This window comes from Mesorhizobium sp. BR1-1-4 (assembly GCF_020165375.1).
Classification (GTDB): Bacteria; Pseudomonadota; Alphaproteobacteria; order Rhizobiales; family Rhizobiaceae; genus Mesorhizobium; species Mesorhizobium australicum.
Genome location: NZ_JAIUIB010000003.1, coordinates 235,488 through 259,434, shown reverse-complemented (window position 1 = coordinate 259,434; position 23,947 = coordinate 235,488). Strand labels below are relative to the sequence as shown.

At 63.6% G+C, this 23,947-nt stretch carries 22 protein-coding genes; 14 read left to right on the top strand and 8 right to left on the bottom strand.

All coding sequences use genetic code 11. The annotated features are described in order from the left end of the window. The first annotated feature begins 100 nt into the window (after positions 1–100). Both LB571_RS07530 and LB571_RS07525 read left to right on the top strand, forming a co-directional pair. On the top strand, positions 101–1,684 hold the full coding sequence (locus tag LB571_RS07530; RefSeq protein WP_140714163.1) for a trimethylamine methyltransferase family protein: 1,584 nt from the start codon (positions 101–103) through the stop codon (positions 1,682–1,684). 58 nt (positions 1,685–1,742) lie between these two features. After that, the gene (locus LB571_RS07525) at positions 1,743–2,972 is read left to right on the top strand and encodes an aromatic ring-hydroxylating oxygenase subunit alpha (RefSeq protein ID WP_015314109.1); all 1,230 of its coding nucleotides are present in this window, start codon (positions 1,743–1,745) and stop codon (positions 2,970–2,972) included. Positions 2,973–3,010: 38 nt separating this feature from the next. Here the strand turns inward: LB571_RS07525 and LB571_RS07520 are convergent, their stop codons facing one another. The 4 genes from LB571_RS07520 to LB571_RS07505 all read right to left on the bottom strand — a co-directional run bounded on the left by LB571_RS07520 (position 3,011) and on the right by LB571_RS07505 (position 7,819). Then, positions 3,011–3,409 (bottom strand): hypothetical protein, encoded by a 399-nt coding sequence (locus LB571_RS07520; RefSeq protein ID WP_015314110.1) that lies wholly within the window; start codon positions 3,407–3,409, stop codon positions 3,011–3,013. A 167-nt stretch (positions 3,410–3,576) separates the two neighbouring features. Beyond that, on the bottom strand, positions 3,577–4,968 hold the full coding sequence (gene chrA, locus LB571_RS07515; protein WP_224593432.1) for a chromate efflux transporter: 1,392 nt from the start codon (positions 4,966–4,968) through the stop codon (positions 3,577–3,579). Beyond that, positions 4,965–5,783 carry a chromate resistance protein ChrB domain-containing protein gene (locus tag LB571_RS07510; RefSeq protein ID WP_140723119.1) on the bottom strand — a complete coding sequence of 273 codons (819 nt, stop codon included), beginning with the start codon at positions 5,781–5,783 and terminating at the stop codon, positions 4,965–4,967. Before LB571_RS07510 ends, chrA begins: the two co-directional genes overlap by 4 nt. 230 nt (positions 5,784–6,013) lie before the next feature. Further along, a complete protein-coding gene (locus tag LB571_RS07505) occupies positions 6,014–7,819 on the bottom strand; it encodes an IlvD/Edd family dehydratase (protein WP_224593429.1) in 1,806 nt (601 codons plus the stop codon). Positions 7,820–7,970: 151 nt separating this feature from the next. On the opposite strand from LB571_RS07505, the gene LB571_RS07500 reads away from it, so the two are divergent. Then, positions 7,971–8,420, top strand: coding sequence for an SRPBCC family protein (locus LB571_RS07500; RefSeq protein ID WP_015314114.1), 450 nt, complete (start codon positions 7,971–7,973; stop codon positions 8,418–8,420). An 18-nt stretch (positions 8,421–8,438) separates the two neighbouring features. Here LB571_RS07500 and LB571_RS07495 read toward each other — a convergent pair whose 3' ends face one another. Further along, positions 8,439–9,617, bottom strand: a complete 1,179-nt coding sequence (locus LB571_RS07495) for an Mrp/NBP35 family ATP-binding protein (RefSeq protein WP_224593427.1) — start codon at positions 9,615–9,617, stop codon at positions 8,439–8,441. Positions 9,618–9,763: 146 nt separating this feature from the next. Between LB571_RS07495 and LB571_RS07490 the strand changes: the two genes are divergently transcribed. The 11 genes from LB571_RS07490 (at position 9,764) to LB571_RS07440 (ending at position 20,466) form a co-directional block, all read left to right on the top strand. Further along, positions 9,764–10,141, top strand: a complete 378-nt coding sequence (locus tag LB571_RS07490; protein WP_224593425.1) for a VOC family protein — start codon at positions 9,764–9,766, stop codon at positions 10,139–10,141. Positions 10,142–10,287: 146 nt separating this feature from the next. Continuing rightward, positions 10,288–11,187: a LysR family transcriptional regulator gene (locus LB571_RS07485; protein ID WP_015314117.1), complete on the top strand. Its 900-nt coding sequence runs from the start codon at positions 10,288–10,290 to the stop codon at positions 11,185–11,187. 134 nt (positions 11,188–11,321) lie between these two features. Next, complete coding sequence (locus LB571_RS07480; protein WP_015314118.1) at positions 11,322–11,801, top strand: formate dehydrogenase subunit gamma; 480 nt, start codon at positions 11,322–11,324, stop codon at positions 11,799–11,801. Then, complete coding sequence (locus LB571_RS07475; protein WP_224593422.1) at positions 11,798–13,354, top strand: formate dehydrogenase beta subunit; 1,557 nt, start codon at positions 11,798–11,800, stop codon at positions 13,352–13,354. The genes LB571_RS07480 and LB571_RS07475 overlap by 4 nt, the downstream gene beginning before the upstream one ends. Positions 13,355–13,364: 10 nt before the next feature. Beyond that, positions 13,365–16,277, top strand: coding sequence for a formate dehydrogenase subunit alpha (gene fdhF, locus LB571_RS07470; protein WP_140614861.1), 2,913 nt, complete (start codon positions 13,365–13,367; stop codon positions 16,275–16,277). A 2-nt stretch (positions 16,278–16,279) separates the two neighbouring features. Then, positions 16,280–17,110, top strand: coding sequence for a formate dehydrogenase accessory sulfurtransferase FdhD (gene fdhD, locus LB571_RS07465; RefSeq protein ID WP_140821496.1), 831 nt, complete (start codon positions 16,280–16,282; stop codon positions 17,108–17,110). Further along, on the top strand, positions 17,100–17,411 hold the full coding sequence (locus LB571_RS07460) for a formate dehydrogenase subunit delta (RefSeq protein ID WP_015314122.1): 312 nt from the start codon (positions 17,100–17,102) through the stop codon (positions 17,409–17,411). Before fdhD ends, LB571_RS07460 begins: the two co-directional genes overlap by 11 nt. 109 nt (positions 17,412–17,520) lie before the next feature. Then, complete coding sequence (locus tag LB571_RS07455) at positions 17,521–19,074, top strand: alpha/beta fold hydrolase (protein WP_224593420.1); 1,554 nt, start codon at positions 17,521–17,523, stop codon at positions 19,072–19,074. A gap of 109 nt (positions 19,075–19,183) precedes the next feature. Next, on the top strand, positions 19,184–19,663 hold the full coding sequence (locus tag LB571_RS07450; RefSeq protein WP_140660571.1) for a carboxymuconolactone decarboxylase family protein: 480 nt from the start codon (positions 19,184–19,186) through the stop codon (positions 19,661–19,663). Between the two features lie 82 nt (positions 19,664–19,745). Then, positions 19,746–20,108, top strand: coding sequence for a nuclear transport factor 2 family protein (locus LB571_RS07445; RefSeq protein ID WP_015314125.1), 363 nt, complete (start codon positions 19,746–19,748; stop codon positions 20,106–20,108). Positions 20,109–20,151: 43 nt separating this feature from the next. Continuing rightward, positions 20,152–20,466: a hypothetical protein gene (locus LB571_RS07440; RefSeq protein WP_015314126.1), complete on the top strand. Its 315-nt coding sequence runs from the start codon at positions 20,152–20,154 to the stop codon at positions 20,464–20,466. A 180-nt stretch (positions 20,467–20,646) separates the two neighbouring features. On the opposite strand, the gene LB571_RS07435 is transcribed toward LB571_RS07440, so the two are convergent. The 3 genes from LB571_RS07435 to LB571_RS07425 all read right to left on the bottom strand — a co-directional run bounded on the left by LB571_RS07435 (position 20,647) and on the right by LB571_RS07425 (position 23,939). Then, on the bottom strand, positions 20,647–22,074 hold the full coding sequence (locus LB571_RS07435) for a gamma-aminobutyraldehyde dehydrogenase (protein WP_224593416.1): 1,428 nt from the start codon (positions 22,072–22,074) through the stop codon (positions 20,647–20,649). Between the two features lie 109 nt (positions 22,075–22,183). Continuing rightward, positions 22,184–22,999 carry an ABC transporter permease gene (locus tag LB571_RS07430; RefSeq protein WP_224593414.1) on the bottom strand — a complete coding sequence of 272 codons (816 nt, stop codon included), beginning with the start codon at positions 22,997–22,999 and terminating at the stop codon, positions 22,184–22,186. Next, positions 22,989–23,939: an ABC transporter permease gene (locus LB571_RS07425; protein WP_210241247.1), complete on the bottom strand. Its 951-nt coding sequence runs from the start codon at positions 23,937–23,939 to the stop codon at positions 22,989–22,991. The genes LB571_RS07430 and LB571_RS07425 overlap by 11 nt, the downstream gene beginning before the upstream one ends. Positions 23,940–23,947 lie beyond the last annotated feature (8 nt).

Here is a 23,947-nt window from a genome sequence, read left to right as displayed (position 1 = left end):
GGATGGGCCAGTGCCGGCGGCATAGTCGGCGTCAGAGAAGAAGCAGGTTGATGGTGGACCAACCGCCACGAGCTCCTGCCGGTAGAGGTGGAGTGCTTCCATGCCAGTGGCTGTCGAAAAGCAGGACATGCCGGCGAACCGTCGTCCACAACGCTCCGGCGACCGCGAAACGGGACGTGCGGTGAAATCAGCCATTCCACCAAACGGGCCACTACACCAAGCCATGGAAGGCGGCAGTTACGGGCCATTGCGCGGAAACGACTGCGAGCGCATTCATGAGGGCGTGCTGACGCTTCTGGAAACGGTCGGCTTCGCCAACGCCATCCCGTCCTGCATAAAAGTCCTGACCAAGGCTGGCGCCATCCATGGCGACGATGGCCGCATCCGTTTCCCCCGTGCGCTCGTACTCGACACCATCAAGCGAGCCGCGCGGCATTTCACGCTGCATGGCCAGGACCCCAGGCACGACATGGTGATCCAGGGCAAGCGCGTCCATTACGGCACGGCGGGTATCGCCGTGCATCTGGTGGATCTCGAAAAACGCGAGTATCGCGAATCGAAGCTGCAGGACATCTATGACGCCGCCCGCATCGTCGATGGACTGAGCAACATCCATTTTTTCCAGCGGCCGATGGTGGCGCGCGACATCGCCGACCCGCTCGATATGGATTTCAACACGCTCTACGCCTGCGTGATGGGGACGTCGAAGCATGTCGGCACGTCCTTCACCGTGCGCGAGAATGTGAAGCCGGCGCTCGAAATGCTCTATGCCATCGCCGGTGGCGAGGAGAATTTCCGCGCCCGGCCATTCGTTTCCAACTCCAACTCCTTCGTCGTGCCACCGATGAAGTTCGCCGAGGATGCCTGCGGCGTGCTCGAGGCCTGTGTCGAAGGCGGCATCCCCATCCTGCTCCTCTCCACCGGCCAGTCCGGAACAACCGCTCCGGCGGCGATGGCCGGCGCGGTCGCGCAGGCAGTGGCCGAAGTGCTGGCTGGCCTGGTATATGTCAACGCACTCAAGCCGGGACATCCGGCGATCTTCGGCGCCTGGCCGTTCATGTCGGACCTGCGCACCAACACCATGGCCGGGGGCTCGGCCGAACAGGCGGTGGTAACGGCGGCCTGCGCGCAGATGGCGCAATTCTACGACCTGCCCGGCGGCTCGGCCGCCGGCATGACAGACTCGAAACTGCCCGATATCCAGTCCGGCTACGAGAAGGGCATCACCAATGTGATGGCCGGCCTCTCGGGCCTCAACCTCGTCTACGAATCGGCCGGCATGCATGCCTCGCTGCTCGGCTTCTGCCTGGAAAGCCTGATCATCGACAATGACATGCTTGGCCATTGCTTGCGCTGCGCACGCGGCATCGAAGTGACGGACGAAGCGCTGTCGATCGACACCATCGCCGATGTCTGCCTCAAGGGTCCGGGCCATTATCTTGACAACGAGCAAACGCTCAAGTCGGCCCGGGCAGAGCGTTTTTATCCCGCCTTCGGCGACCGTTCCTCACCGAAGGAATGGAACGAAAAAGGCCGCCCTGATATATTGGCCCGGGCGATCGACGAAAAGAAGCGCATCCTTGCGGAACGATTTCCGCGGCACGTGCCCAAGCTGGTCGACGACAGATTGCGCGCCCGCTTCGGCAACCTGATCCACCTGCCGCGAGCGAGCATGGGCGGCTAGCCAGAAGACCGACATACAGATAGCCACCGACAGAACCAACCATTGGGCAGAACGACAAATGAGCGTCTATCCTATCCAGCAAGCCGCAAATACCGAAGATGCAATCGATCGGCTGGTGGCCTCGCACCGGCCAGGCTACGGCCTGACGCGCCCATTCTACCACGACCAGGATATTTTCGAGCGGGACATGGAACGTCTGTTCCGCCGCCATTGGCACTGCCTGGCGCATGCCAGCGTCATTCCCAACCCCGGCGACTTCGAACTGTTCAAGCTCGGTGACGAGGCGGTCATCCTGTCGCGTGGCATGGATGGCACCGTGCATGCCATGCTCAATGTCTGCCGCCATCGCGGCGCCGAGGTCTGCACCAAAGAGAAGGGCAACGCGAAAGTGTTCGTCTGCCCGTACCATGCATGGACCTATTCCAATGACGGCTCGCTGCGCGCCGCCAGGCTGATGCCGAAGGATTTCGACCGCACCGCGCACGGGCTGAAGAAGCTCCATGTCCGCGTCGCGACCGGCCTTGTCTTCATCTCCTTCGCCGAGACGCCACTCGATTTCGATCCGATCGAGCAATCTTTGCGCACGAGTTGCGGACAATATGGGTGGGGCGATGCCAAGGTGGCGTATCGCCAAAGCTACCCGCTCGAGGCGAACTGGAAGCTCGCCGTCGAAAATTATGTCGAATGCTACCATTGCGGACCGGCGCATCCCGAATATTCGCAGACGCACGCGCTGGAAAAGCCCGCGGAGATGATCGAGCAGCTCAATGCCGCGATGGAACAGCGGACCTGCGCTCTCGGCATCGAGATCGGCAGCGGCGATCGCTGGCAGAATTCGGCCGCCGGCCAGGAGGCGATCCACACCTTCCGCTATGCGCTCTATGACGGCGTTTCGAGCGGCAGCCGGGACGGCTCCCCCGTCGCGCCACTGATGGGCCGCTTCACCGACTATGACGGCGGCGTCACCTCCATCCATCTTGGCGGCACGACTTTCCTCGTCTGCTACCCCGACCATGGGATGATCTACCGATTCATCCCGAAAACGGCTCAGACCTGCGAGATGGAACTGATCTGGCTGGTGCGCGGCGACGCTGTCGAAGGCCAGGACTACGATCTGGAGAAACTGACCTGGCTGTGGAAGGTCACCACGGACGAGGACAAGAAGATCATCGAGCATACGGCGCGCGGCGTACGCTCGCACTATTTCGTGCCCGGACCGATCGCGCCGATGGAGTACAACGAGCTGCGTTATATCGGCTGGTATCTCCAGGAGATAAGCCGGGCTTAGAGCGGTTTCAGCGTTTCACGAAAGCACTCAGCCAGCGCTCAGTCGGCGCCCAGCCCGAAGCGCTCAACCACCTCGGCGTTGATCAGCTTGGCGTGCAGTGCCATCAGCACGATCTGGGCATCGAGATCGTCGCCGGTTTCGAGAGCGGCCTCGATCCGGCGCTCCGCGTCGAGCCGCTGCTGTGGGCCTTGCGCACGCTCGAAGGTTTCCGGTCCGGCGATGCAGTAGCTGAACAGGTTCGCTACCCGCGGATAGGCCTGCGGCGGCGGCTCCTCGGGCCAGTGGTCCTTCATCAGATTGACGATGGTTAGTTTCACCCCTTCGGGCACGAGGGCGGGATGCAGGTCGGCGCCACGCAAGGCGGCATCGAGCTGCCGCAAATCACCCGAGCGGCCGAACATACCGAGAAAGCCGAGGGAAGAGCGTCGTCCCGCCATTGCTGGTCCAATCCGTTTTCCACCAGTTAGATGGTTCGGAAGCGGAATACAAAGGAGCCGGAAAATCTAAAGCGCGTCGCGTCGAAACGGATTCATGCGACGCGCCTTAGATCTTGTTTCGATGCATGTCGTTTTCCCGAACCGAAGACACTTCCGGGCGACATCCACTAGCCGCCCGCGGCGAGCAGCAACACGCCGGCAACAGCGCATCCCGCAAGCGTCGGCAGCACACCGGTTTTCCACTTCAGGATGGCGACCATGGCGGCCACTGAAAGCAGCGCGGCTCGCCAGTCGATCGACGAAAGCACCGGCACGTTCATGCCAAGGCCCGTCATGCGCACTTCGCGGAAGACGACGTGCAAGGCGAACCACAGAGCAAGGTTCATGACGACGCCGACCACGGCGGCGGTGATCGCTCCCAGTGCGGCCGACAGGGCCTTGTTGCCGCGCAGGGCCTCGATGTAGGGCGCGCCGAGGAATATCCAGAAGAAGCAGGGTGTGAACGTAACCCACAGCGTCAGCAGCGCTCCAAGCGATCCGCCAAGCAGTGCGTCCAGCGAGCCGGAGTGGCGAAACGCGGCGATGAAGCCGACGAATTGCAACACCAGGATGAGTGGACCCGGCGTGGTCTCGGCAAGGCCAAGGCCATCGACCATTTCACCAGGGGCGAGCCAGCCGAAGGACTGCACGGCTGCCTGCGCGACATAGGCAAGAACCGCGTAGGCGCCGCCGAAGGTGACCACCGCCATGAGGCTGAAGAAGCCGCCAATCTGCGTCCACACGCTGCTCCTTCCGGTGAGCGCCCACAGCAACAGAACTGGCCCGAGCCAAATCGGCAGCCAGATCGCGATGGTGCGCGGCGCATGCCATCGTGTCGGCCTGGTATGGGCCAGTTCGCCGCGTTCGAACATCAGGTCGACCGCGCCCCTGATATCGGGAGCGTCGTTCTTGCCGTGCGCCGCGCCGGAAAACAGGGCTGGCGCGACACGGTTTCCCACCCATCCCACCGATCCCGCAATCAGGACGATGAGCGGGAACGGGATGGCGAGCACATAGATGCCGAGAAAAGCGCAAAGCGCGATCGCCACCATCAACCGGTTCTTCAAGGCGCGGCGGCCGATGCGGATCACCGCCTCGACCACGACCGCGAGCACGGCGGCCTTGACCCCGAAGAACAGCGCCGCGACCAGCGGGACATCACCATAGAGCGCATAGAGAATGCTCAGGGTGAGCATGACGAGTGCGCCGGGCACCACGAACAGAACACCGGCGACAAGGCCGCCGATCGTCCTGTGCAGCAGCCAGCCGATATAGATGGCGAGTTGCTGGGCCTCGGGACCGGGCAGCAGCATGCAGTAGTTCAGCGCATGCAGGAAACGCTGTTCGCCGATCCAGCGCCGGTCCTCGACCAATTCCTTGTGCATGAGCGCGATCTGCCCGGCCGGCCCGCCGAAGCTCAGCAATCCGATCTTCGCCCAGAATTTCGTGGCTTCGCGGAAGCTCGGGACCGCCGGCGCCTCGACGAGGTCGGCATCATTGCCCGAAATGAGGCTGCTCATGACGGCTTTGCCCCGCCCGGCCAGTTGTGCGTCTCGTCAGTGGCGTCGCGACACCAGCGGAAGAACGCGTCATAGAGTATCGTGCCGGCCTCCAGCTGCTCCAGATCGTCGCGGAACATGCGTGACAGGCCAAGCGAGGCGGCCAGAAATCCGGCTGCCTGAGGAACCAGATCCAGGCGTGCGGTGTCGGCCGCGCGCACGATCGTGGCAAGCCGATCGAGTGCCTGGGATTCCAGCCCGAACTCCTCGATCATCGTGTCGAAGGTGCAGCGCTCGCCGCGATGACTCCAGAACACATTGTCGATGTCGAAAGGCACGGCCTGAAAGCGGTCTGCGACAGCCGGAACTTCAGCGGGTTCGACGAAGAGAAACACCGCGTCGGGATCGATGAAGCGCCGGATCAGCCATGGGCAAGCGATGCGATCGACCTTGGGGCGAGCCCGCGTCACCCAGACGGTGCGGCCCTTTTCATCGCGGGAAGGTATCTTGTCGGCGCGGACCAGAAGCCCGCCGGCATCCCGCCAGGCTTCGAAGCCGCCTTCGAGGGATTCGGCGGCAATGCCTTCATGCCGCAGCCACGCGGCAACCCCTTGCGAAAGCTTTTGCCCCTTCTGGCAAACGACGGCCACTTGGCTGCCGGCAAGGTCGTTTGCCCAAGCCGAGACCGTTTTGAAATTGCGCCGGTGAGAGGCCGGCAGCAGGCGCGGGTCGGCGTCGTAGTCTTCATCGATACGGACATCGACGATCACAGGCGCGCCCGGCAGACCAATCAGACGGGATAGTTGCTGTACGGTGATAGCGGTTGTTGACGGCATGGCGTCCACCTCCTGAAGAAGCCTGGACGCGAACATTGGGCTGACGCCTCACGGGGTCGTCGCGATACACCCCTTGCGATGATGGTGGAATTGTTGGGCTGGCTTGTCAAGGACGGAGCGTTTCCCGGCCCGTGGCCGCGAGACCGGCGGCCTGATCGATCAGGCGCCGGTCGTCGTCATCCATCATCAATGACCAGCCAGGAATAATCGATGACTATTCCCGGGAATAATCAATGATTGTCGCGAGGCACTCCCATCGTGTGGGCCACATCCTGATATTTCACTGCCGGCTTCAGCACCATGCCGGCCGAGAACTGGTCGACCATGCCGCGCTGGATCTCCTGCCAGGGCGTCTGGTGCTGGGGATAGTGATAGCCGCCATCCTTCTGCAGCTCGGCGCGCCGCCGTGTGATCTCGTCATCGCTGACGAGGATGTTCGCCGTGCCCTTCCGCAGGTCGATGCGGACGCGGTCGCCGGTCTTGAGCAGCGCCAGGCCACCGCCGACCGCGGCTTCCGGCGAGGCGTTCAGGATCGACGGTGAGCCCGACGTGCCGGATTGGCGGCCGTCGCCGATGCAGGCCAGCGCGTGGATACCCTTCTTGATGAGGTAGGCCGGCGGCTGCATGTTGACGACCTCGGCGCCGCCGGGATAGCCGACGGGACCGGCGCCGCGCATGAACAGGATGGTATGCTCGTCGATGCCTTGCGCCGGATCGTCAATGCGGGCGTGGTAGTCCTCGGGGCCGTCGAACACCATGGCGTTGCCTTCGAAGGCTTCCGGGTCGTTCGGGTTCGACAGATAGCGCTCGCGGAATTCCGGCGAAATGCCGCTCATCTTCATGATCGCCGAATCGAACAGGTTGCCCTTGAAGTTGATAAAGCCGGCATTGGCCTTCAGCGGCTCGGCCAACGTGCGGATGACGTCGGTATTCTCGTTGGCGACGCCCTCGCAATTGGCGCCGATCGACTTGCCATTGACGGTCAAGGCATCGGGATGCGGCAGCATTCCGGCCTTCATCAGTTCGGCGACCACGGCAGGCACGCCGCCGGCGTGGTGATAGTCTTCGCCCAGGTATTCACCTGACGGCTGCAAGTTGACGATGAGCGGCACTTTGAGGCCGATGGTCTGCCAGTCGTCATTGTCGAGCGGCACGCCGAGATGGCGGGCGATGGCGTTGAGATGGATCGGCGCGTTGGTCGAGCCGCCGATCGCCGAATTGACGACGATGGCGTTTTCGAAGGCCGCGCGGGTCATGATATCGGACGGTTTCAGGTCTTCGTGCACCATGTCGACGATGCGCTTGCCCGTTTCGTAGGCGATCTGGCCGCGCTCGCGGTAGGGCGCCGGAATGGCGGCCGAACCGGGCAGTTGCATGCCGAGCGCCTCGGCCAGCGAATTCATCGTGGTGGCCGTGCCCATCGTGTTGCAGTAGCCGGTGGACGGCGCCGAGGACGCGACGATGTCCATGAACTCGTCATAGCCGATCTCGCCGGCCGACAGGCGCTGACGCGATTCCCAGACGATGGTGCCCGAGCCGGTGCGCTTGCCCTTATGCCAGCCATTGAGCATCGGGCCGACCGACAGCGCGATGGCCGGGATGTTGACGGTCGCCGCCGCCATCAGCAAGGCAGGCGTGGTCTTGTCGCAGCCGATGGTGAGCACGACGCCGTCGAGCGGATAGCCGTAGAGCACCTCGACAAGGCTGAGATAGGCGAGGTTGCGGTCAAGGGCGGCGGTCGGCCGCTTGCCGGTCTCCTGGATCGGGTGACAGGGGAATTCGAAAGGAATGCCGCCCATCGAGACGATGCCTTCGCGCACGCGCTTGGCAAGTTCGATATGGTGCCGGTTGCAAGGCGAAAGGTCAGAGCCCGTCTGCGCGATGCCGATCAGCGGTTTGCCCGACATCAGCTCGGCGCGAGTCAGCCCGTAATTAAGGTAGCGCTCGAGATAAAGCGCCGTCATTCCCGGATTGTCGGGATTGTCGAACCACTCCTGCGAGCGGAACTTTTTCTTTTTCGTGGGGGCGCCGGCCATCATGGTCTCCGTATTTGTATGACAAATCGATATGACAACGCGCGGATGCAGGCAAGGGGCACGCGTGATCTGAATCCGGACTTTGGTGCGATAGACAGCTATCGAGCCGCACGCTACGACCAATCCGACATAGGCGATGCGGGAGGTTTAGATGGCTTTGGTGATCGAGGGCGAGGAACGTATCGCCGCACCCGTGCAGAAAGTGTGGGAAGCGCTGAACGACCCAACCGTCCTGAGGGGCGCCATTCCAGGCTGCCAGAGCCTGGAAATGAAATCGGCGACCGAGATGGCGGCAACGGTGGTGCTGAAGATCGGGCCGATCAAGGCCACCTTCAACGGCGAAGTGACGCTCAGGAATCTCAAGCCGCCGCATGCCTACACCATCCAGGGCGAAGGCAAGGGCGGCATCGCCGGCTTCGCCAAGGGCGGCGCCGACGTCACGCTCACCGCCGACGGGCCGGACGCCACGGTCCTCAAATATGCGGCCAAGGCAGAAGTCGGCGGCAAGATCGCGCAGCTTGGCAGCCGGCTGATCGAATCGACGTCGAAGAAACTGGCCGGACAGTTCTTTTCGGCTTTCGGCGAGAAAGTGGGCGGCTGACGCACTCCCCGTGAGGGTTCACTCAAAGACGATACTCGGCACGGCCGCTTCGGCCGCGCCGCGTTCCTCGTTGACCCTGTCCCAGACCTTGGAGGCGATATCGCGGTAGATTCTCGCCTCGGCGCCATCCGGCTTCGAGACGACCACCGGCGTGCCGGCGTCAGAGCTCTCGCGGATCCCCATTTCAAGCGGCACCTCGCCGAGGAAGGTGACGCCCAGCCTCTCCGCCTCGCGGCGCGCGCCGCCATGGCCGAAGATGTCGTAACGCTTGCCGGTATCCGGGGCGATGAAGTAGCTCATGTTCTCGACGATGCCGAGCAGCGGCACATCGACTTTCCTAAACATATTGAGACCCTTGCGGGCGTCGATCAGTGCCAGGTCCTGCGGCGTCGAGACGATGACGGCACCGGCCAACGGCACCTGCTGGGCCATGGTCAGTTGCGCATCGCCCGTGCCGGGCGGCATGTCGACGACGAGCACGTCCAGCCGTCCCCATTCAACCTCGCGCAGCATCTGCGTCAGCGCCGACATCACCATCGGCCCGCGCCAGATCATCGGCGTCTCCTCATCGACGAGGAAACCCATCGACATCACCTTGAGGCCGTAATTCTCCATCGGTTTCAGGATCTTGCCGTCGACCGTCTGCGGCCGGCCATGCATGTTGAGTAGCCTGGGCATCGACGGGCCATAGATGTCGGCATCCAGCACGCCAACCCGCAAGCCATTGGCGGCAAGGCCGAGCGCCAGGTTGACGGCCGTGGTCGACTTGCCGACGCCACCCTTGCCGGAAGCAACCGCTATGATCGCCTCGATGCCGGGCACGCCGCGCTTGCCCTGGCTCTGCGAAGCAGGAGCATGCGGAGCCGCCCGCGGCGCCGCAGCGACCGGGGCCGTCGGCGCCGGCCTGGGTGCGGGGCGCGACGGAACCGACCCCTCCATGCCGCCGCCTTTCTTTTCAGCCGTCAGCGCGACGACCGCACCGGCGACGCCGGGAATGGCCTTCACCACCCGCTCGGCGGCGGCGCGCAACGGCTCCATCTCCTGGGCGCGCGCGGCGGGAACGGTGATCGAGAAGAACACTTTCGAATCGGCGATGAAAATCTCCGAAACCATGCCGAGGTCGACGATGTTGCCGGTAAAGTCCGGCCCGTTCACCGTCTTCAGGCGCTCGGTGACGATTTCCTTGGTGATGGACATGGCTGTTGTTCCCTGGCGTTCGGCTGCAGCTCACATAGTGCAGATCGCGGACCGCTCCAAGCGCCAGGCATGATGGCGGTCGTCAAGCGGCCTGGGCGACCTATTTCCATGACCAGAGGGAATGACAACCAGGGAAGGAGACGATCATGCTTGCAAACAGCAACGCATCGGCAAACCTCGCCGTGAAGGATCTGGCAAAGGCCAAGGCCTTCTATGAGAGAACACTCGGCCTGGAACAAGTGCACGATGAGGGCGGCGAATTGATCGTCTACAAAAGCGGCGATACCACGATCAATGTCTATCGCTCCGAATTCGCAGGGACCAACAAGGCGACGGCGGTAACCTGGATGGTCGGCGACGCCATCGCCGATGTCGTCGACGCCCTCAAGTCGAAGGGTGTCGCCTTCGAGCATTACGAGATGCCCGGCCTAACGATGGAGGGTGACCTGCATGTCGGCGGCGGCATGAAAGTCGCATGGTTCAAGGATCCGGACGGCAACATCCTCAATCTCGTGGATCGGTAGATCCCGGCGATCGAGGCAGCGCTGCGCGATCGCTTTTTTATGCATGTCGTTGTCCCAAAACCGAAGTCACTTTCGGGCGACATGCATTGGAGGTTTGAGCGCGACACCATCTGGCGCGACGCCACCGCGCCGGATAGCTTCCGCCAATGATCGACAAGCTGGAATTCTTCATCGCGCTGGCCAAGGAAGAGCACTTCGGCCGGGCGGCCGAGGCGTGCGGGGTCACCCAGCCGACCCTGTCGGCCGGCATCAAGCAGCTCGAGGGCCAGCTCGGCGTCATGCTGGTCAATCGCGGGTCGCGGTTCCAGGGGCTGACGCCGGAGGGCAAGCAAGTGTTGGTCTGGGCGCGCCGCATCGTCGGCGACTCCAGGACCATGCGCGAGGAGATGCGCGCCGCCCGGTACGGCCTTTCCGGCCGCATCCGGATTGCCGCAATCCCGACGGCCTTGGCGATGGTCGCCAGATTAACGACGCCCTTTCGAGACAAGCACCCAGGCGTCACCTTTTCGGTGCTGTCGCGAACCTCGATCGAAGTGCTGTCGCTGCTCGGCAATTTCGATGTCGACGCGGGCATCACCTATCTCGACAACGAACCACTGGGACGGGTGACCAGCGTGCCCCTTTATGACGAGCGCTACCAATTGATCACCGCAATCGGCAATCCCTATTCCGACCGCGACAAAGTGACATGGTCCGAGATCAGCCAGTTGCCGCTGTGCCTTCTGACGCCGGACATGCAGAACCGCCGCATCATCGACCAGCACCTGGCGGAAGCCGGCGTGCAGGTGCGGCCGACGCTGGAATCGAATTCGATGATCGTGCTGTTCTCGCACATCCGGACCGGCAAATGGTCATCGATCATGCCACTCAACCTTGCGGAAACATTCGGTTTTTCCGAACCGATCCGGGCCATTCCGATCGTCGAGCCCGATGCCAGCCACACAGTCGGGCTGGTCGCCGCGCCGCGCGAGCCGCACACGCCGCTGGTGCAGGCGCTGCTGGACGAGGCGATGGCGCTGGCAGACGATTTCCGCGCCCACCGCTAGGCTAGACAATGCTGAGCGAAGCTCATCGATAGAAGATTTCTATCGAGCAACGAAACAGCTTTATTGATTTCGCGGGTTTCCTCTGATTTTGTAAAGACTTAGCGATAAAAGCTATCGACCAGGGAGGGCGCTGCATGACGATGCAGCCTGCAAGTACCGAGATCGCATCGCGCACGGCGGCGATTATCGAGGAGTTGAAGGACCTCGAGGGTCCGCTGCTGCCGATCCTCCACGGCATCCAGGAAGAATTCGGCCACGTCCCGCAGGATGCCGTCCCCATCATTGCCGACGGCCTGAACCTGTCCAGGGCCGAGGTGCATGGTGTCGTGACTTTCTATCATGATTTCCGTGCGCGCCCGGCCGGACGGCACGTGCTCAAGCTCTGCCAGGCGGAAGCCTGCCAGTCGATGGGTTCGGACGCGGTCGCCGCCAAGGTCAAGCAGTTGCTCGGCATCGACTTCCATGAGACCACGCGTGACGGATCGGTTACGCTGGAACCGGTCTATTGCCTCGGGCTGTGCGCCTGCTCGCCGTCTGCGATGCTGGATGGCGAGGTGATCGGTCGGTTGGATGACGACAGGATCGACGAGATCGTCGCCGAGGTGCGCTCATGACCCCCCGCATCTATATTCCCGGCGATTCCGGCGCACTGGCGCTGGGCGCGGAAAAGGTCGCGAAGGCCGTCGCCAAGGAACTCGCGGAGCGCGGCATCGAGGCCAAGATTGTGCGCAACGGCTCGCGCGGCGCCTATTTCCTCGAACCGATGGTCGAAGTGGCGACGGCCAATGGCCGTGTCGCCTACGGGCCGGTGAAACCGTCGGACGTGAAGAGCCTGTTCGACAGCGGTTTTCTCACCGGCGGCCATCATAAGCGCTGGCTCGGCGCACCGGACAAGATTCCGTTCCTGGCCAAACAAACTCGCTTGACGTTTGCACGTTGTGGCATCAACGACCCGCTGTCGCTCGATGCCTACAAATCGCTCGGCGGACTGAGCGGCCTGCGGAACGCGGTGGCCATGGCGCCCGCCGACGTCGTCAAGCAGGTCACCGACTCCGGCCTGCGCGGCCGCGGCGGCGCAGGCTTCCCGACCGGCATCAAATGGAAGACGGTGCTCGATACGACATCGGAGCGCAAATACATCGTCTGCAATGCCGACGAGGGCGACAGCGCCACCTTCGCCGACCGCATGATCATGGAGGGCGACCCCTTCGTGCTCATCGAAGGCATGACCATCGCCGGCATCGCCACCGGCGCGACCAAGGGTTTCGTCTATATCCGCTCGGAATATCCGCACGCGGTGGCTGTCATGAACAAGGCCGTCGAGATCGCCCGCAAGGCCGGTGTGCTCGGCGTCAATGTGCTGGGTTCGCCCAACGCCTTCGACATGGAAATCCGCGTCGGTGCCGGCGCCTATGTCTGCGGCGAGGAAACCTCGCTCTTGAACAGCCTGGAAGGCAAGCGCGGCGTGGTGCGCGCCAAGCCGCCGCTGCCCGCGATACAGGGTTTGTTCGGCAAGCCGACGGTGATCAACAACGTCATTTCGCTCGCTTCCGTACCCATCATCATGGACAAGGGCGCCACCTTCTACAAGGATTTCGGCATGGGCCGCTCGCGCGGCACGATCCCGATCCAGATCGCCGGCAACGTCAAGCAAGGCGGCCTGTTCGAAACCGCTTTCGGCCTGACGCTGGGCGAGATCGTCGACGAGATCGGCGGCGGCACGTCCACCGGGCGTCCGGTGAAGGCAGTGCAGGTCGGCGGCCCGCTCGGCGCCTACTTCCCGCGCGCACTGTTCGACACGCCGTTCGACTACGAGGAATTCGCCAAGCGCGATGGGCTGATCGGCCACGCCGGCATCACGGTTTTCGACGATACCGCCGACATGCTGAAGCAGGCACGCTTCGCCATGGAATTCTGCGCCATCGAAAGCTGCGGCAAGTGCACTCCTTGCCGCATCGGCTCGACGCGGGGCGTGGAAACCATCGACAGGCTCGCCGCCGGAATCGAGCCGGAAAAGAACCTGGCTTTGGTTACCGACCTCTGCAACACGATGAAGTTCGGTTCGCTCTGCGCGCTGGGCGGCTTCACGCCCTACCCGGTGATGAGCTCGATCACGCATTTCCCCGAGGATTTCAAGCCCGCGCCAGCGCGCGTGGCTGCTGAATAGGAGCTGGCAGATGAACATCAAGGCCGACTTCCCAACGCTGATCGAAGAGATTGACTACGGAACTCCGGAGTCGAAGGCGCAAAAACAGGTCACGCTGACCGTCGATGGCCGCAGCATCAGCGTGCCGGAAGGCACCTCGATCATGCGGGCGGCGATGGAAGGCGGGGTGGAGATCCCCAAACTCTGCGCCACAGACATGCTGGACTCGTTCGGTTCCTGCCGCGTCTGCCTCGTCGAGATCGACGGGCGCGGCGGTACGCCGGCTTCCTGCACGACGCCTGTCGGCGAAGGCATGGTGGTGCGCACGCAGTCGGACAGGCTCGACGCCATCCGCCGGGGCGTCATGGAACTCTACGTCTCCGACCATCCGACCGGCTGGCACGAGAAGGCCGGAACTGGCGCCAGCGAGTTCGATGTGGTGGCGAAGTCCGTCGGCCTGACCGAAAATCGCTACGGCGTTGAGGGCCGCAATCACGTCAAGGAGGAAAATGGCGTCGCGCCAGGGCATGGCTCGCTCGCGGTCGACTACATCGCCCGCGATGAGTCCAACCCCTATTTCACCTATGATCCGGCGCAGTGCATCGTCTGCTCGCGCTGCGTGCGCGCCTGCGAGGAGGTGCAAGGCACTTTCGCGCTGACCATCGAGGGCCGCGGCTTCGAATCGCGCATGGTCGCCGGCATGCACGAGGACTTCATTGCCTCCGAATGCGTGTCCTGCGGCGCCTGCGTGCAGGCCTGCCCGACCGATGCGCTGCGCGAGAAGACCGTGCTCGAAAAGGGCCTGCCGGAGCGCTCGGCCGTCACCACCTGCGCCTATTGCGGCGTCGGCTGCTCGTTCAAGGCCGAAGTGAAGGGCGACGAGGTCATCCGCATGATGCCCTACAAGGAGGGCATGGCCAACCACGGCCATTCCTGCGTGAAGGGCCGCTTCGCTTACGGTTATGCCACCCACAAGGACCGCATCCTGTCGCCGATGATCCGCGAAAAGGTCAGTGATCCCTGGCGCGAAGTGAGCTGGGAAGAGGCGATCGCCCATACGGCCAAGGAATTCCGCCGCATCCAATACCAGTACGGCCGCACCGCGATCGGCGGCATCACCTCCTCGCGCTGCACGAATGAGGAAACCTATCTCGTCCAGAAGCTGGTGCGGCAGGGCTTCCGCAACAACAATGTCGACACCTGCGCACGCGTCTGCCATTCGCCGACCGGCTATGGGCTCGGCCAGACCTACGGCACCTCGGCCGGCACGCAGGACTTCGATTCGGTCGAATTCACCGACGTCGCCGTCATCATCGGCGCCAATCCGGCTTCCGCGCACCCGGTGTTCGCCTCGCGGCTGAAGAAGCGGCTGCGCCAGGGCGCCAAGCTGATCGTGCTCGATCCGCGCCGCACCGAAATGGTCAAGTCGGCCCACGTCGAAGCCGACTACCATTTGCCGCTGAAGCCCGGCACCAATGTCGCCGTGCTGACCTCGCTGGCGCATGTCATCGTAACCGAGGGCCTTTTCGACGAAGCCTTCATCCGCGAGCGCTGCGACTGGGCGGAGTTCCAGGACTGGGCGTCCTTCGTCGCCCTGCCGGAAAACAGCCCCGAAATCGTCGGCAAGCTGTCCGGGGTCGATCCGGAGCTGATCCGCGGTGCCGCCCGTCTCTACGCCAAGGGCGGCAATGGCGCGATCTATTACGGCCTCGGCGTCACCGAGCACAGCCAGGGCTCGACCACGGTGATGGCGATCGCCAATCTCGCAATGGCCACCGGCAATATCGGCCGGCCTGGCGTCGGCGTGAACCCGTTGCGCGGCCAGAACAATGTGCAGGGCTCCTGCGACATGGGCTCGTTCCCGCATGAGTTGCCGGGCTACCGGCACATTTCGGGTGACGCGGTGCGCGACATCTACGAAAGCCTCTGGGGCGTGAAGCTCGACGACGAACCCGGCCTGCGCATTCCCAACATGCTGGATGCCGCCGTCGACGGCTCGTTCAAGGGCATCTACATCCAGGGCGAGGACATCCTGCAGTCCGATCCCGACACCAAGCATGTCGCCGCCGGCTTGGCCGCGATGGAATGTGTGGTGGTGCACGACCTCTTCCTCAACGAGACGGCGAACTACGCGCATGTCTTCCTGCCGGGCTCGACCTTCCTCGAGAAGGACGGCACCTTCACCAATGCCGAACGCCGCATCAATATGGTGCGCAAGGTGCTGGAACCGAAGGCGCGCTACGCCGATTGGGAGGCGACGCAGGAACTCGCCCGTGCGATCGGCCTCGACTGGAACTATACCCATCCGTCCGAAATCATGGACGAGATCGCCAAGACGACGCCAAGCTTCGCCAACGTCTCCTTCGACCTGCTCGACCGGGTCGGCTCCGTGCAATGGCCCTGCAACGACAAGGCGCCGCTTGGCACGCCGATCATGCATGTCGACGGCTTCGTGCGCGGCAAGGGCAAGTTCATCCGCACCGAATATGTGGCGACCGACGAAAGAACCGGACCGCGCTTCCCGCTGCTGCTGACCACCGGCCGTATCCTGTCGCAGTACAATGTCGGCGCGCAGACGCGACGCACCGAAAATGTCATGTGGCACTCCGAGGACCGGCTGGAAATCCATCCGCACGACGCAGAAAATCGCGGCCTGCGCGATGGCGACTGGGTGCGGCTGACCAGCCGTTCGGGCGAGACGACGCTGCGCGCGCTGATCACCGACCGGGTGTCGCCGGGCGTGGTCTACACCACCTTCCACCATCCCGACACGCAGGCCAACGTCATCACCACCGATTTCTCCGACTGGGCGACCAATTGTCCGGAATACAAGGTGACCGCGGTGCAGGTCGGCGCTTCCAACGGCCCGTCGGAATGGCAGCGCGACTATGACGAGCAGGCCAAGCAGAGCCGTCGCATCGCTCCGCTGCAGGCGGCGGAGTAGTCTTGGCCGCGCGCCGCAAAGCGACGACGCAGATATCGCGACTGGCGCACCGCGCCAGCGGCACGGCTGCGGCCAACCGCATGGTGCCGGAAGAGACGCCGGTGGCGTTCTCCTTCGCCGGCACCACGCATGCGGTGATGATGGCGAGCCCCGCCGATTTCGAGGACTTCGCGCTCGGCTTCTCGCTCACCGAAGGCATCATCGATGCGCCTGATGAGATCGAAGCCATCGAGGTCGAGGATCATGGCGCCGGCATCGACATCCAGATCCGGCTGAAGGACCAGGCCAATACGCGCTTCGAGGCGCGGCGGCGGCGGCTTGCCGGACCGGTGGGCTGCGGGCTGTGCGGCATCGAATCGATCGAGGAAGCGATGCGCTCGGTCGATCCGGTGGGTGCGTCGAAACTTACGCTTGAGGCCGACGATATCACCCGCTCGGTCAAGCTGCTGTCGAAGGTGCAGCCGCTGCATACCGAGACAGGCGCCGTGCATGCAGCCGGCTTCTACGTCCATGGCAAGGGCGTCGTCATGGCGCGCGAGGATGTCGGCCGCCACAATGCGCTGGACAAGCTGGCCGGCGCGCTGGCCAAGGCCAATATCGATGGCGCATCGGGCGCCGTCGTGGTGACCAGCCGTGTTTCGGTCGAGATGGTGCAAAAGACGGCGGCGATCGGTTCAGCCTTCATCATCGCCGTCTCGGCGCCGACGGCCCTTGCCATCCGCACCGCGGAAGAGGCCGGCATGACGTTGGTGGCGCTGGTGCGCGGCGACGATTTCGATGTTTTTACCCACCCCGACCGGGTGATTTCGGGAGTTGCCCAGCATGTCGCATGACGAAGAGCACATCATGAGCACGGGGGAAAAGCTGGTGCGCATGGCCAACCAGATCGCCGCCTTTTTCCACTCCAGGCCACGCGAGGAAGGCGTTGCCGGCGTCGCCGAGCATATCAACAAGTTCTGGGAGCCGAGAATGCGGCGCCAGTTCTTCGAGATGCTGGACAGCGGCGGTGAAGGCTTCGACGAACTGGTCGTGGTCGCTTCGGCCAGGATCAAACGGCCGATCACGCCGGCGGAGGCCGATCTCAAGCTCGGCCTCGCGGCCTCGCCTGGCGACGTCGCCGCGTCGCAAAAGTAACCGCGTCGGCCGCCGGCTACATTCATTTCCGCTAAAATATAAGCTGCCGCAACCGGCGCGGCTCTGCTATGGTTGGCGATCAGAATCGTCAGGCCGGGCGGACACCCTCGTGAGGCCGATCGAGACCCGATACGCCCTTAGCGGCGAGGTGCGGATCGCCTATCAGGTGGTCGGCCAGGGGTCGTTCGACCTCGTCTTCGTCCCCGGCTTCATCTCCAACCTCGACCTGCACTGGGAAGACGAGGGCTATACCAGGCTCCTGAGGCGGCTTTCGGCCTTCTCACGGCTGATCCTGTTCGACAAGCGCGGCACGGGTCTTTCCGACCGCGTCGATGTCCATCACCTGCCCAGCCTCGAGACCCGCATGGATGATGTGCGCGCGGTGATGGATGCGGTCGGCAGCGGCCGCGCGTCGATCCTTGGGGCTTCGGAAGGCGCGCCGCTGGCGATGCTGTTCGCCGCCACCTATCCAGAGCGGACGCGGGCACTGGCGCTCTATGGCGGCTACGCGCATTTCCACAAATGGGTGATGCCGCCGGAGCGTCTGGAAGCCTTCATCGCGACGGCCGAGACGGCCTGGGGCACAGGCGCCACCTTGCCCAATTTCGCACCGGGCAGGGTCGACGATACCCGCTTTTCAACCTGGTGGGCGCGCTTCGAGCGGCTGTCGGCGAGCCCTACCGCGGCGGCGACGCTGGCGCGGATGAACGCGGGGATCGATGTGCGCGGCATCCTGGCGGCAATCGGCGCGCCGACGCTGCTGATCCATCGCCGCAACGATGTGCGGGTCGACCCCGACGCCAGCCGCTTTCTGGCCAGGAAAATTCCCAACGCGCGGCTGGTCGAAATCCCTGGACGCGACCACCCGATCTGGACCGGTGATGTCGACCGGGTCGCCGACCTGATCGAGGAGTTCCTGACCGGCGAGCGCGCCGTGGTGGAAGCCGAACGCGTTCTGGCTGCGCTTCTCGTGACTCGGATCTACGACACGGCCCGCCTCGGAGACCGGATGTGGAGCGAACGCAGCCAGCATTTCCATGAGACATGGCGGACCCTTGTGACCCGCCATGGGGGCCGCTGCGCGGATATGCACTCCGAGATGATGATTTCACGCTTCGACGGCCCCGGGCGTGCCTTGCGTTGCGCGGCGGCGTTGCGGGACGCGGCGCAGCAAATCGGGGTAGCAAGCGCGCAAGGGGCGCATGTCGGCGAGATCGAGTCGCGCGGCCCTCCCGCAGGATTGACGGGCCGCGTGACGATGCAACTCGCCGCTCACGCCGGGCGCGGCGAGATATTGGCGTCGAGGCTGGTCGCCGATCTGGCCGTCGGCTCGGGGCTTCATTTCGTCGATCGCGGGCGTGTGGGCATCGACGAGCTGGACGAGCCGCTGGCGTTTGTGCTTGCGATGTCCGAACAGCACCTGGAGCCGGCCTGCCGGCCCAAGACCAAAGCGGCCGAACCGGCTTGCCTGACCGCGCGCGAGAGCGAAGTCGTGAATTTGATCGCCGACGGCAAGAGCAATGCGGCAATCGCCGCCGAACTCAGGCTGAGCGAGCACACGGTCAAGCGCCACGTCGCCAACATACTGCTGAAGCTCGACCTGCCGTCGCGAGCGGCCGCGGCGGCATTTTCCGCCAGGCAGACTGGCCCGGACGGGCCATGAGAGCCATGGCGCTTTCGGGCGAAGCAGGCACACTGCCATAGGCGCTATCAATTCCCCCATGCAGGCCAAGGCGGATATCGCCGGAAAGGCGCTGCGAACGGAGGATGAAATGCCCAAGTCAAAACTGAATGTCAGGTCACTCGTGATCGCGGCGGGCATTGGCGCGCTGTTCACGATCACTCCGGCGAAAGCCGAGGATGCGTCGGCGGCGACAGCCTACAAGGACATCGAGGCGACGCTCGGCTCGGTGCCGGATATGTTCAAGACACTGCCTGACGTCGCCATCGCCGGCGCCTGGGCCGAGATCAAGGGCGTCCAGCTCAATCCCAAGACCGCGCTCGACGGCAAGACCAAGGAGCTGATGGGGCTGGCGGTCGCGTCGCAGATCCCGTGCCAGTATTGCATCTATTTCCACACCGAGGCGGCCAAGCTCAACGGCGCATCGGACGAAGAGATCAAGGAGACGATCGCGATGGCCGCGATCGTGCGCCACTGGTCGACGATCCTCAACGGCAGCCAGGTCGATCTGGCCACCTTCAAGAAGCAGACCGACGGCGTGTTTGCGGCAGTTAAGGCCAAGTCACAGTGAAAGACACCGCCCGTCGGCGAGCGCCGGGCGACACCTCAAACGTCAAACGCCCGATCTTGAAGACGGGCATAGGGAGGATAAAATGCTGACCAAGACCCAAGCCGTGGATGGCGCGGCGATCAAGAAAGCGATCGAAGGCCGTGACGGCAAGATGCTGTCGAGCTTCTATGCCGATGATGCGCTGGTGCGGGTGATCGACCGCAACAATCCGCCGAGCAAGCCGCGCGAAATCCGCGGGCGCGCGGCGATCACGACGTTCTGGGACGACATCTGCAGCCGGGCGATGACCCACAAGGTCGACACCACCATCGCCCACGGCGACAGCCTGGCATTCACCCAGGCATGCGCCTACCCGGACGGCACCAAGGTGTTCTGCGCGGCGATGCTGGAGCTGAAGAACGGCCTGATCGCGCGCCAAACCGTCGTGCAGGCCTGGGACGAGTAGATCAACCCGCGGCCTGAGCCGCAAGTGATGGAGGAGAACCAACATGTTCAGCGCCAGATGGCAGATCGATGCCAAGTTCGGGCACAAGCAGACGGTGCTCGAGCTGATGCGGAAATGGGAACGCGAGATCGGCTCGCAGGTCGGCCTCACCGAGCTCAAATTCCAGATCATGACCGGATCGATCGGCGCCCGTGAAGCGACGGTCGAGTCGCATCACCAGGTCGAAAGCCTGGCCCAGTTGGAGGCGATGTTCGCCAAGATCGGCAAGATCGACGCGCACGCCAAATGGGGCAAGGAGATGGAGCCCTATGTCGTGTCGGGCACCAGCCTGTGGAACATCTATCGCATCGTGGAGTAGCGGCTGGAGTTCTTCTCCCGTTCACGGGAGGAGATGCCGCAGGCAGATGAGGGGCAGCGCCGGCATCGCAGAAGCTTGCGCTGCCCCTCATCCGGCGCCCGGCCCTTCGCTAATGGCTCCGGGCGTTCGTCGCTTCGATCGACAAATCGTTGTCGATTGATCGCCAGCGGCGACCGCTTCTCACCCATGCGCAACCATCACATGGCGCACGGCGGTATAATCCTCCAGCGCATAGAGCGACATGTCCTTGCCGTAGCCGGATTGTTTCAGGCCGCCATGCGGCATCTCGTTGGTCAGCATGAAATGGGTGTTGATCCAGGTGCAGCCATATTGCAGCCGCGAGGCGGTCGCCATGGCGCGCGAGACGTCCTTTGTCCACACGGATGACGCAAGGCCGTAATCGCTGTCGTTGGCCCAGTTCACCGCTTCGTCCACTTCCGTGAAACGGGTTATCGAGACAACGGGGCCGAACACTTCGCGGCGCACGATCTCATCCTCCTGCAGCGCGCCGGCGACGACGGTCGGCTGGTAGTAGAAGCCGGTGCCCTCGCCCGGCTTGCCGCCGGTGGTGATCTCGATGTGCTTCAGCTCCGAAGCACGTTCCACGAAGCTCGAGACGCGGTCGCGCTGGCGCCGCGAGATCAGCGGCCCGATTTCGTTCTCGGCGTCGTCTGATAGATTGTATTTGATGGTCGAGACGGCGGTGGAGAGATCGGCGACAAGCTTGTCGTAGATCTTCTTGCCGGCATAGATGCGGCAGGCGGCGGTGCAGTCCTGGCCGGCATTGTAGTAGCCGAAGGCGCGCAGGCCTTTGACGACGGCGCCAAGGTCGGCGTCGTCGAAAACGATGACCGGCGCTTTGCCGCCGAGTTCCAGATGCGTGCGCTTGACCGATTTGGCGGCGGCCTGCAGCACCTTCTTGCCTGTGGCGACGTCGCCGGTGATCGAGATCATGTTGACCTTGGGGTGGTTGATCAGCGTGTTGCCGACGCTGTCGCCGCGGCCAAGCACGACATTGACGACGCCCTCGGGCAGGACATCGGCCAGGATCGTCGCCAGCTTCAGCGCCGTCAACGGCGTCTGCTCCGACGGCTTGAAAACCACCGTGTTGCCGCCGGCGATTGCCGGCGCCAGCTTCCAGGCCATCATCATCAGCGGATAGTTCCAGGGCGCGATCGAGGCGACGATGCCGATCGGGTCGCGCCGGACCATCGAAGTGTGGCCGGGCAGGTATTCGCCCGCGACCACACCTGGCATAGAGCGCACCGCCCCGGCGAAGAAGCGGTAGCAGTCGACGATGGCCGGGATTTCGTCATTGAGCACCGCATTGATCGGCTTGCCGCAATTCAACGCCTCCAGCATCGCGAACTCCTGCGCCTCGGTCTCGATGCGGTCGGCGATCTTCAGGAGGTAGCCGGAGCGCTGTGCCGGCGTGGTGCGCGACCACAAGGCGAACGCCTTTTCGGCGGCGCTCACCGCCGCCTCGATCTGTGCCTGGCTGGCCTCGGGCAGATTGAGGATGGTCGCCCCGGTCTTCGGATTGAGGATCGGCTCCTCGGTCTCGGTGCCCTTCTCGAATTTCGAGCCGATCAGCATCTGGGTGTCCATGGTGTCTCCTTGGGCAGAAGCGAATGGGGTAATTAGTGAGTAGTGAGTAGTGAGTAGTTAAAGAGCGGACCAAATCTACTCACTGCTCACTACTCACTACTCACTACTTTCATTTGCCCGAACCGGCGATCTGGTCGCCGTCGCGGGTCAAGTAATAGGCAAACAGGATCGGCAGCAGCGTCACCAGCACGACCACCATGGCCACGACATTGGTGACCGGGCGCTGGCGCGGGCGGATCAGTTCCTCCAGCATCCAGATCGGCACGGTCTGCTGCTGGCCGGCGGTGAAGGTGGTGACGATGACCTCATCGAACGAGAGGGCGAAGGCCAGCATGCCGCCTGCGAGCAGTGCGGTGGCGATGTTGGGCAGCAGGACATGGCGAAAGGTCTGGAATCCATCGGCGCCGAGATCCATCGAGGCCTCGATCATCGAACCGGAGGTGCGGCGGAAACGAGCGACCGCGTTGTTGTAGACGACGACCACGCAGAAAGTGGCGTGGCCGAGCACGATCGTCCAGAACGAGAACGGGATTTCGGCCAGCGAAAAGGCCGAGCGCAGCGCGATGCCGGTGATGATCCCGGGCAGCGCGATGGGCAGGATGACCAGCAGCGAGATGGTCTCGCGGCCGAAGAATTTCGTCCGTGACACAGCTGCGGCGCAGAGCGTGCCGAGCAGCAGCGCGATCGCGGTCGAAATGGCGGCGACGCGCACCGACAGCGACAGCGCTTCCCAGACATCGGGCCGGTTCCAGGTGACGGCGAACCATTGCGTGGTCAGCCCCGGCGGTGGCCAGACGAAGCTCTTCTCTTCCGTCGTGAAAGCATAGACGAAGATCAGCAGGATCGGCAGATGCAGGAACAGCAACCCGCAGGCGGCGGCGATCTTCAGGCCGAGGGGAGCGGATTGACCACGGTCAGAGCGCATCGAAAGCCCCCATTCGCTTGGCGCCCCAGAGATAGAAGCCCATGATGACGATGGGCACCACGGTGAAGGCGGCGGCGAGCGGTATGTTGCCGGCGGTGCCTTGCTGCGAGTAGACGGCCTGGCCGATGAAGAGGCGCGAGGTGCCGATGATCTGCGGGATGATGTAGTCGCCCAATGTCAGCGAGAAGGTGAAGATCGAACCGGCGACGATGCCGGGCAGCGCCAGCGGGAACAAGACGTTGCGGAATGTCTGCCCCGGCGAAGCACCGAGATCGGACGAGGCCTCGACCAGATTGCCAGGCACCCGCTCGAGGGCTGCCTGAACGGGGAGGATCATGAACGGCAGCCAGACATAGACGAACACGATGAAAGTGCCGGTGAACGACACCGACAGCGAATTGCCGCCGACGACCGGCAGTGACAGCCAGGCGTCGAGCAGCCACAACAAATGCAGCTTGGCGAGCAGCCAGGTTAAAATACCTTCCTTGGCCAGGATCAGCTTCCAGGCATAGATCTTGACCAGGTAGCTCGACCACAGCGGCAGCATGACGCCGAGATAGAACAGCGCCTTCCAGCGGCCGCGCGCATAGCGCGCCGCATAGTAGGCGATCGGGAAAGCGACGATGGCGGAGGCAAGCGTGACCAATGCGGCCATCGTCACCGTGCGCAAGATGATGTCGAGATTGGCCGCCTGGAGCAGGTCGCCATAGGTCTTCAGCGTGAATTGGCGATTGATGAGGCCCGAGAATTCGTCGATCGAGAAAAAACTCTGGGCCAGCAGCGCGAACAGCGAGCCGATATAGACGATGCCGAGCCACAGCACCGGCGGCAGGAGCATCAACAGCAGCAACAGTTGGGGTCGGCGCCAGAAGAGATCGGACAGCGCCCCGCGCATTCCGCCGCTGCCGGGCAGGATGGCGGGCGCCGTGGCACGCGGCATGGTAGCGT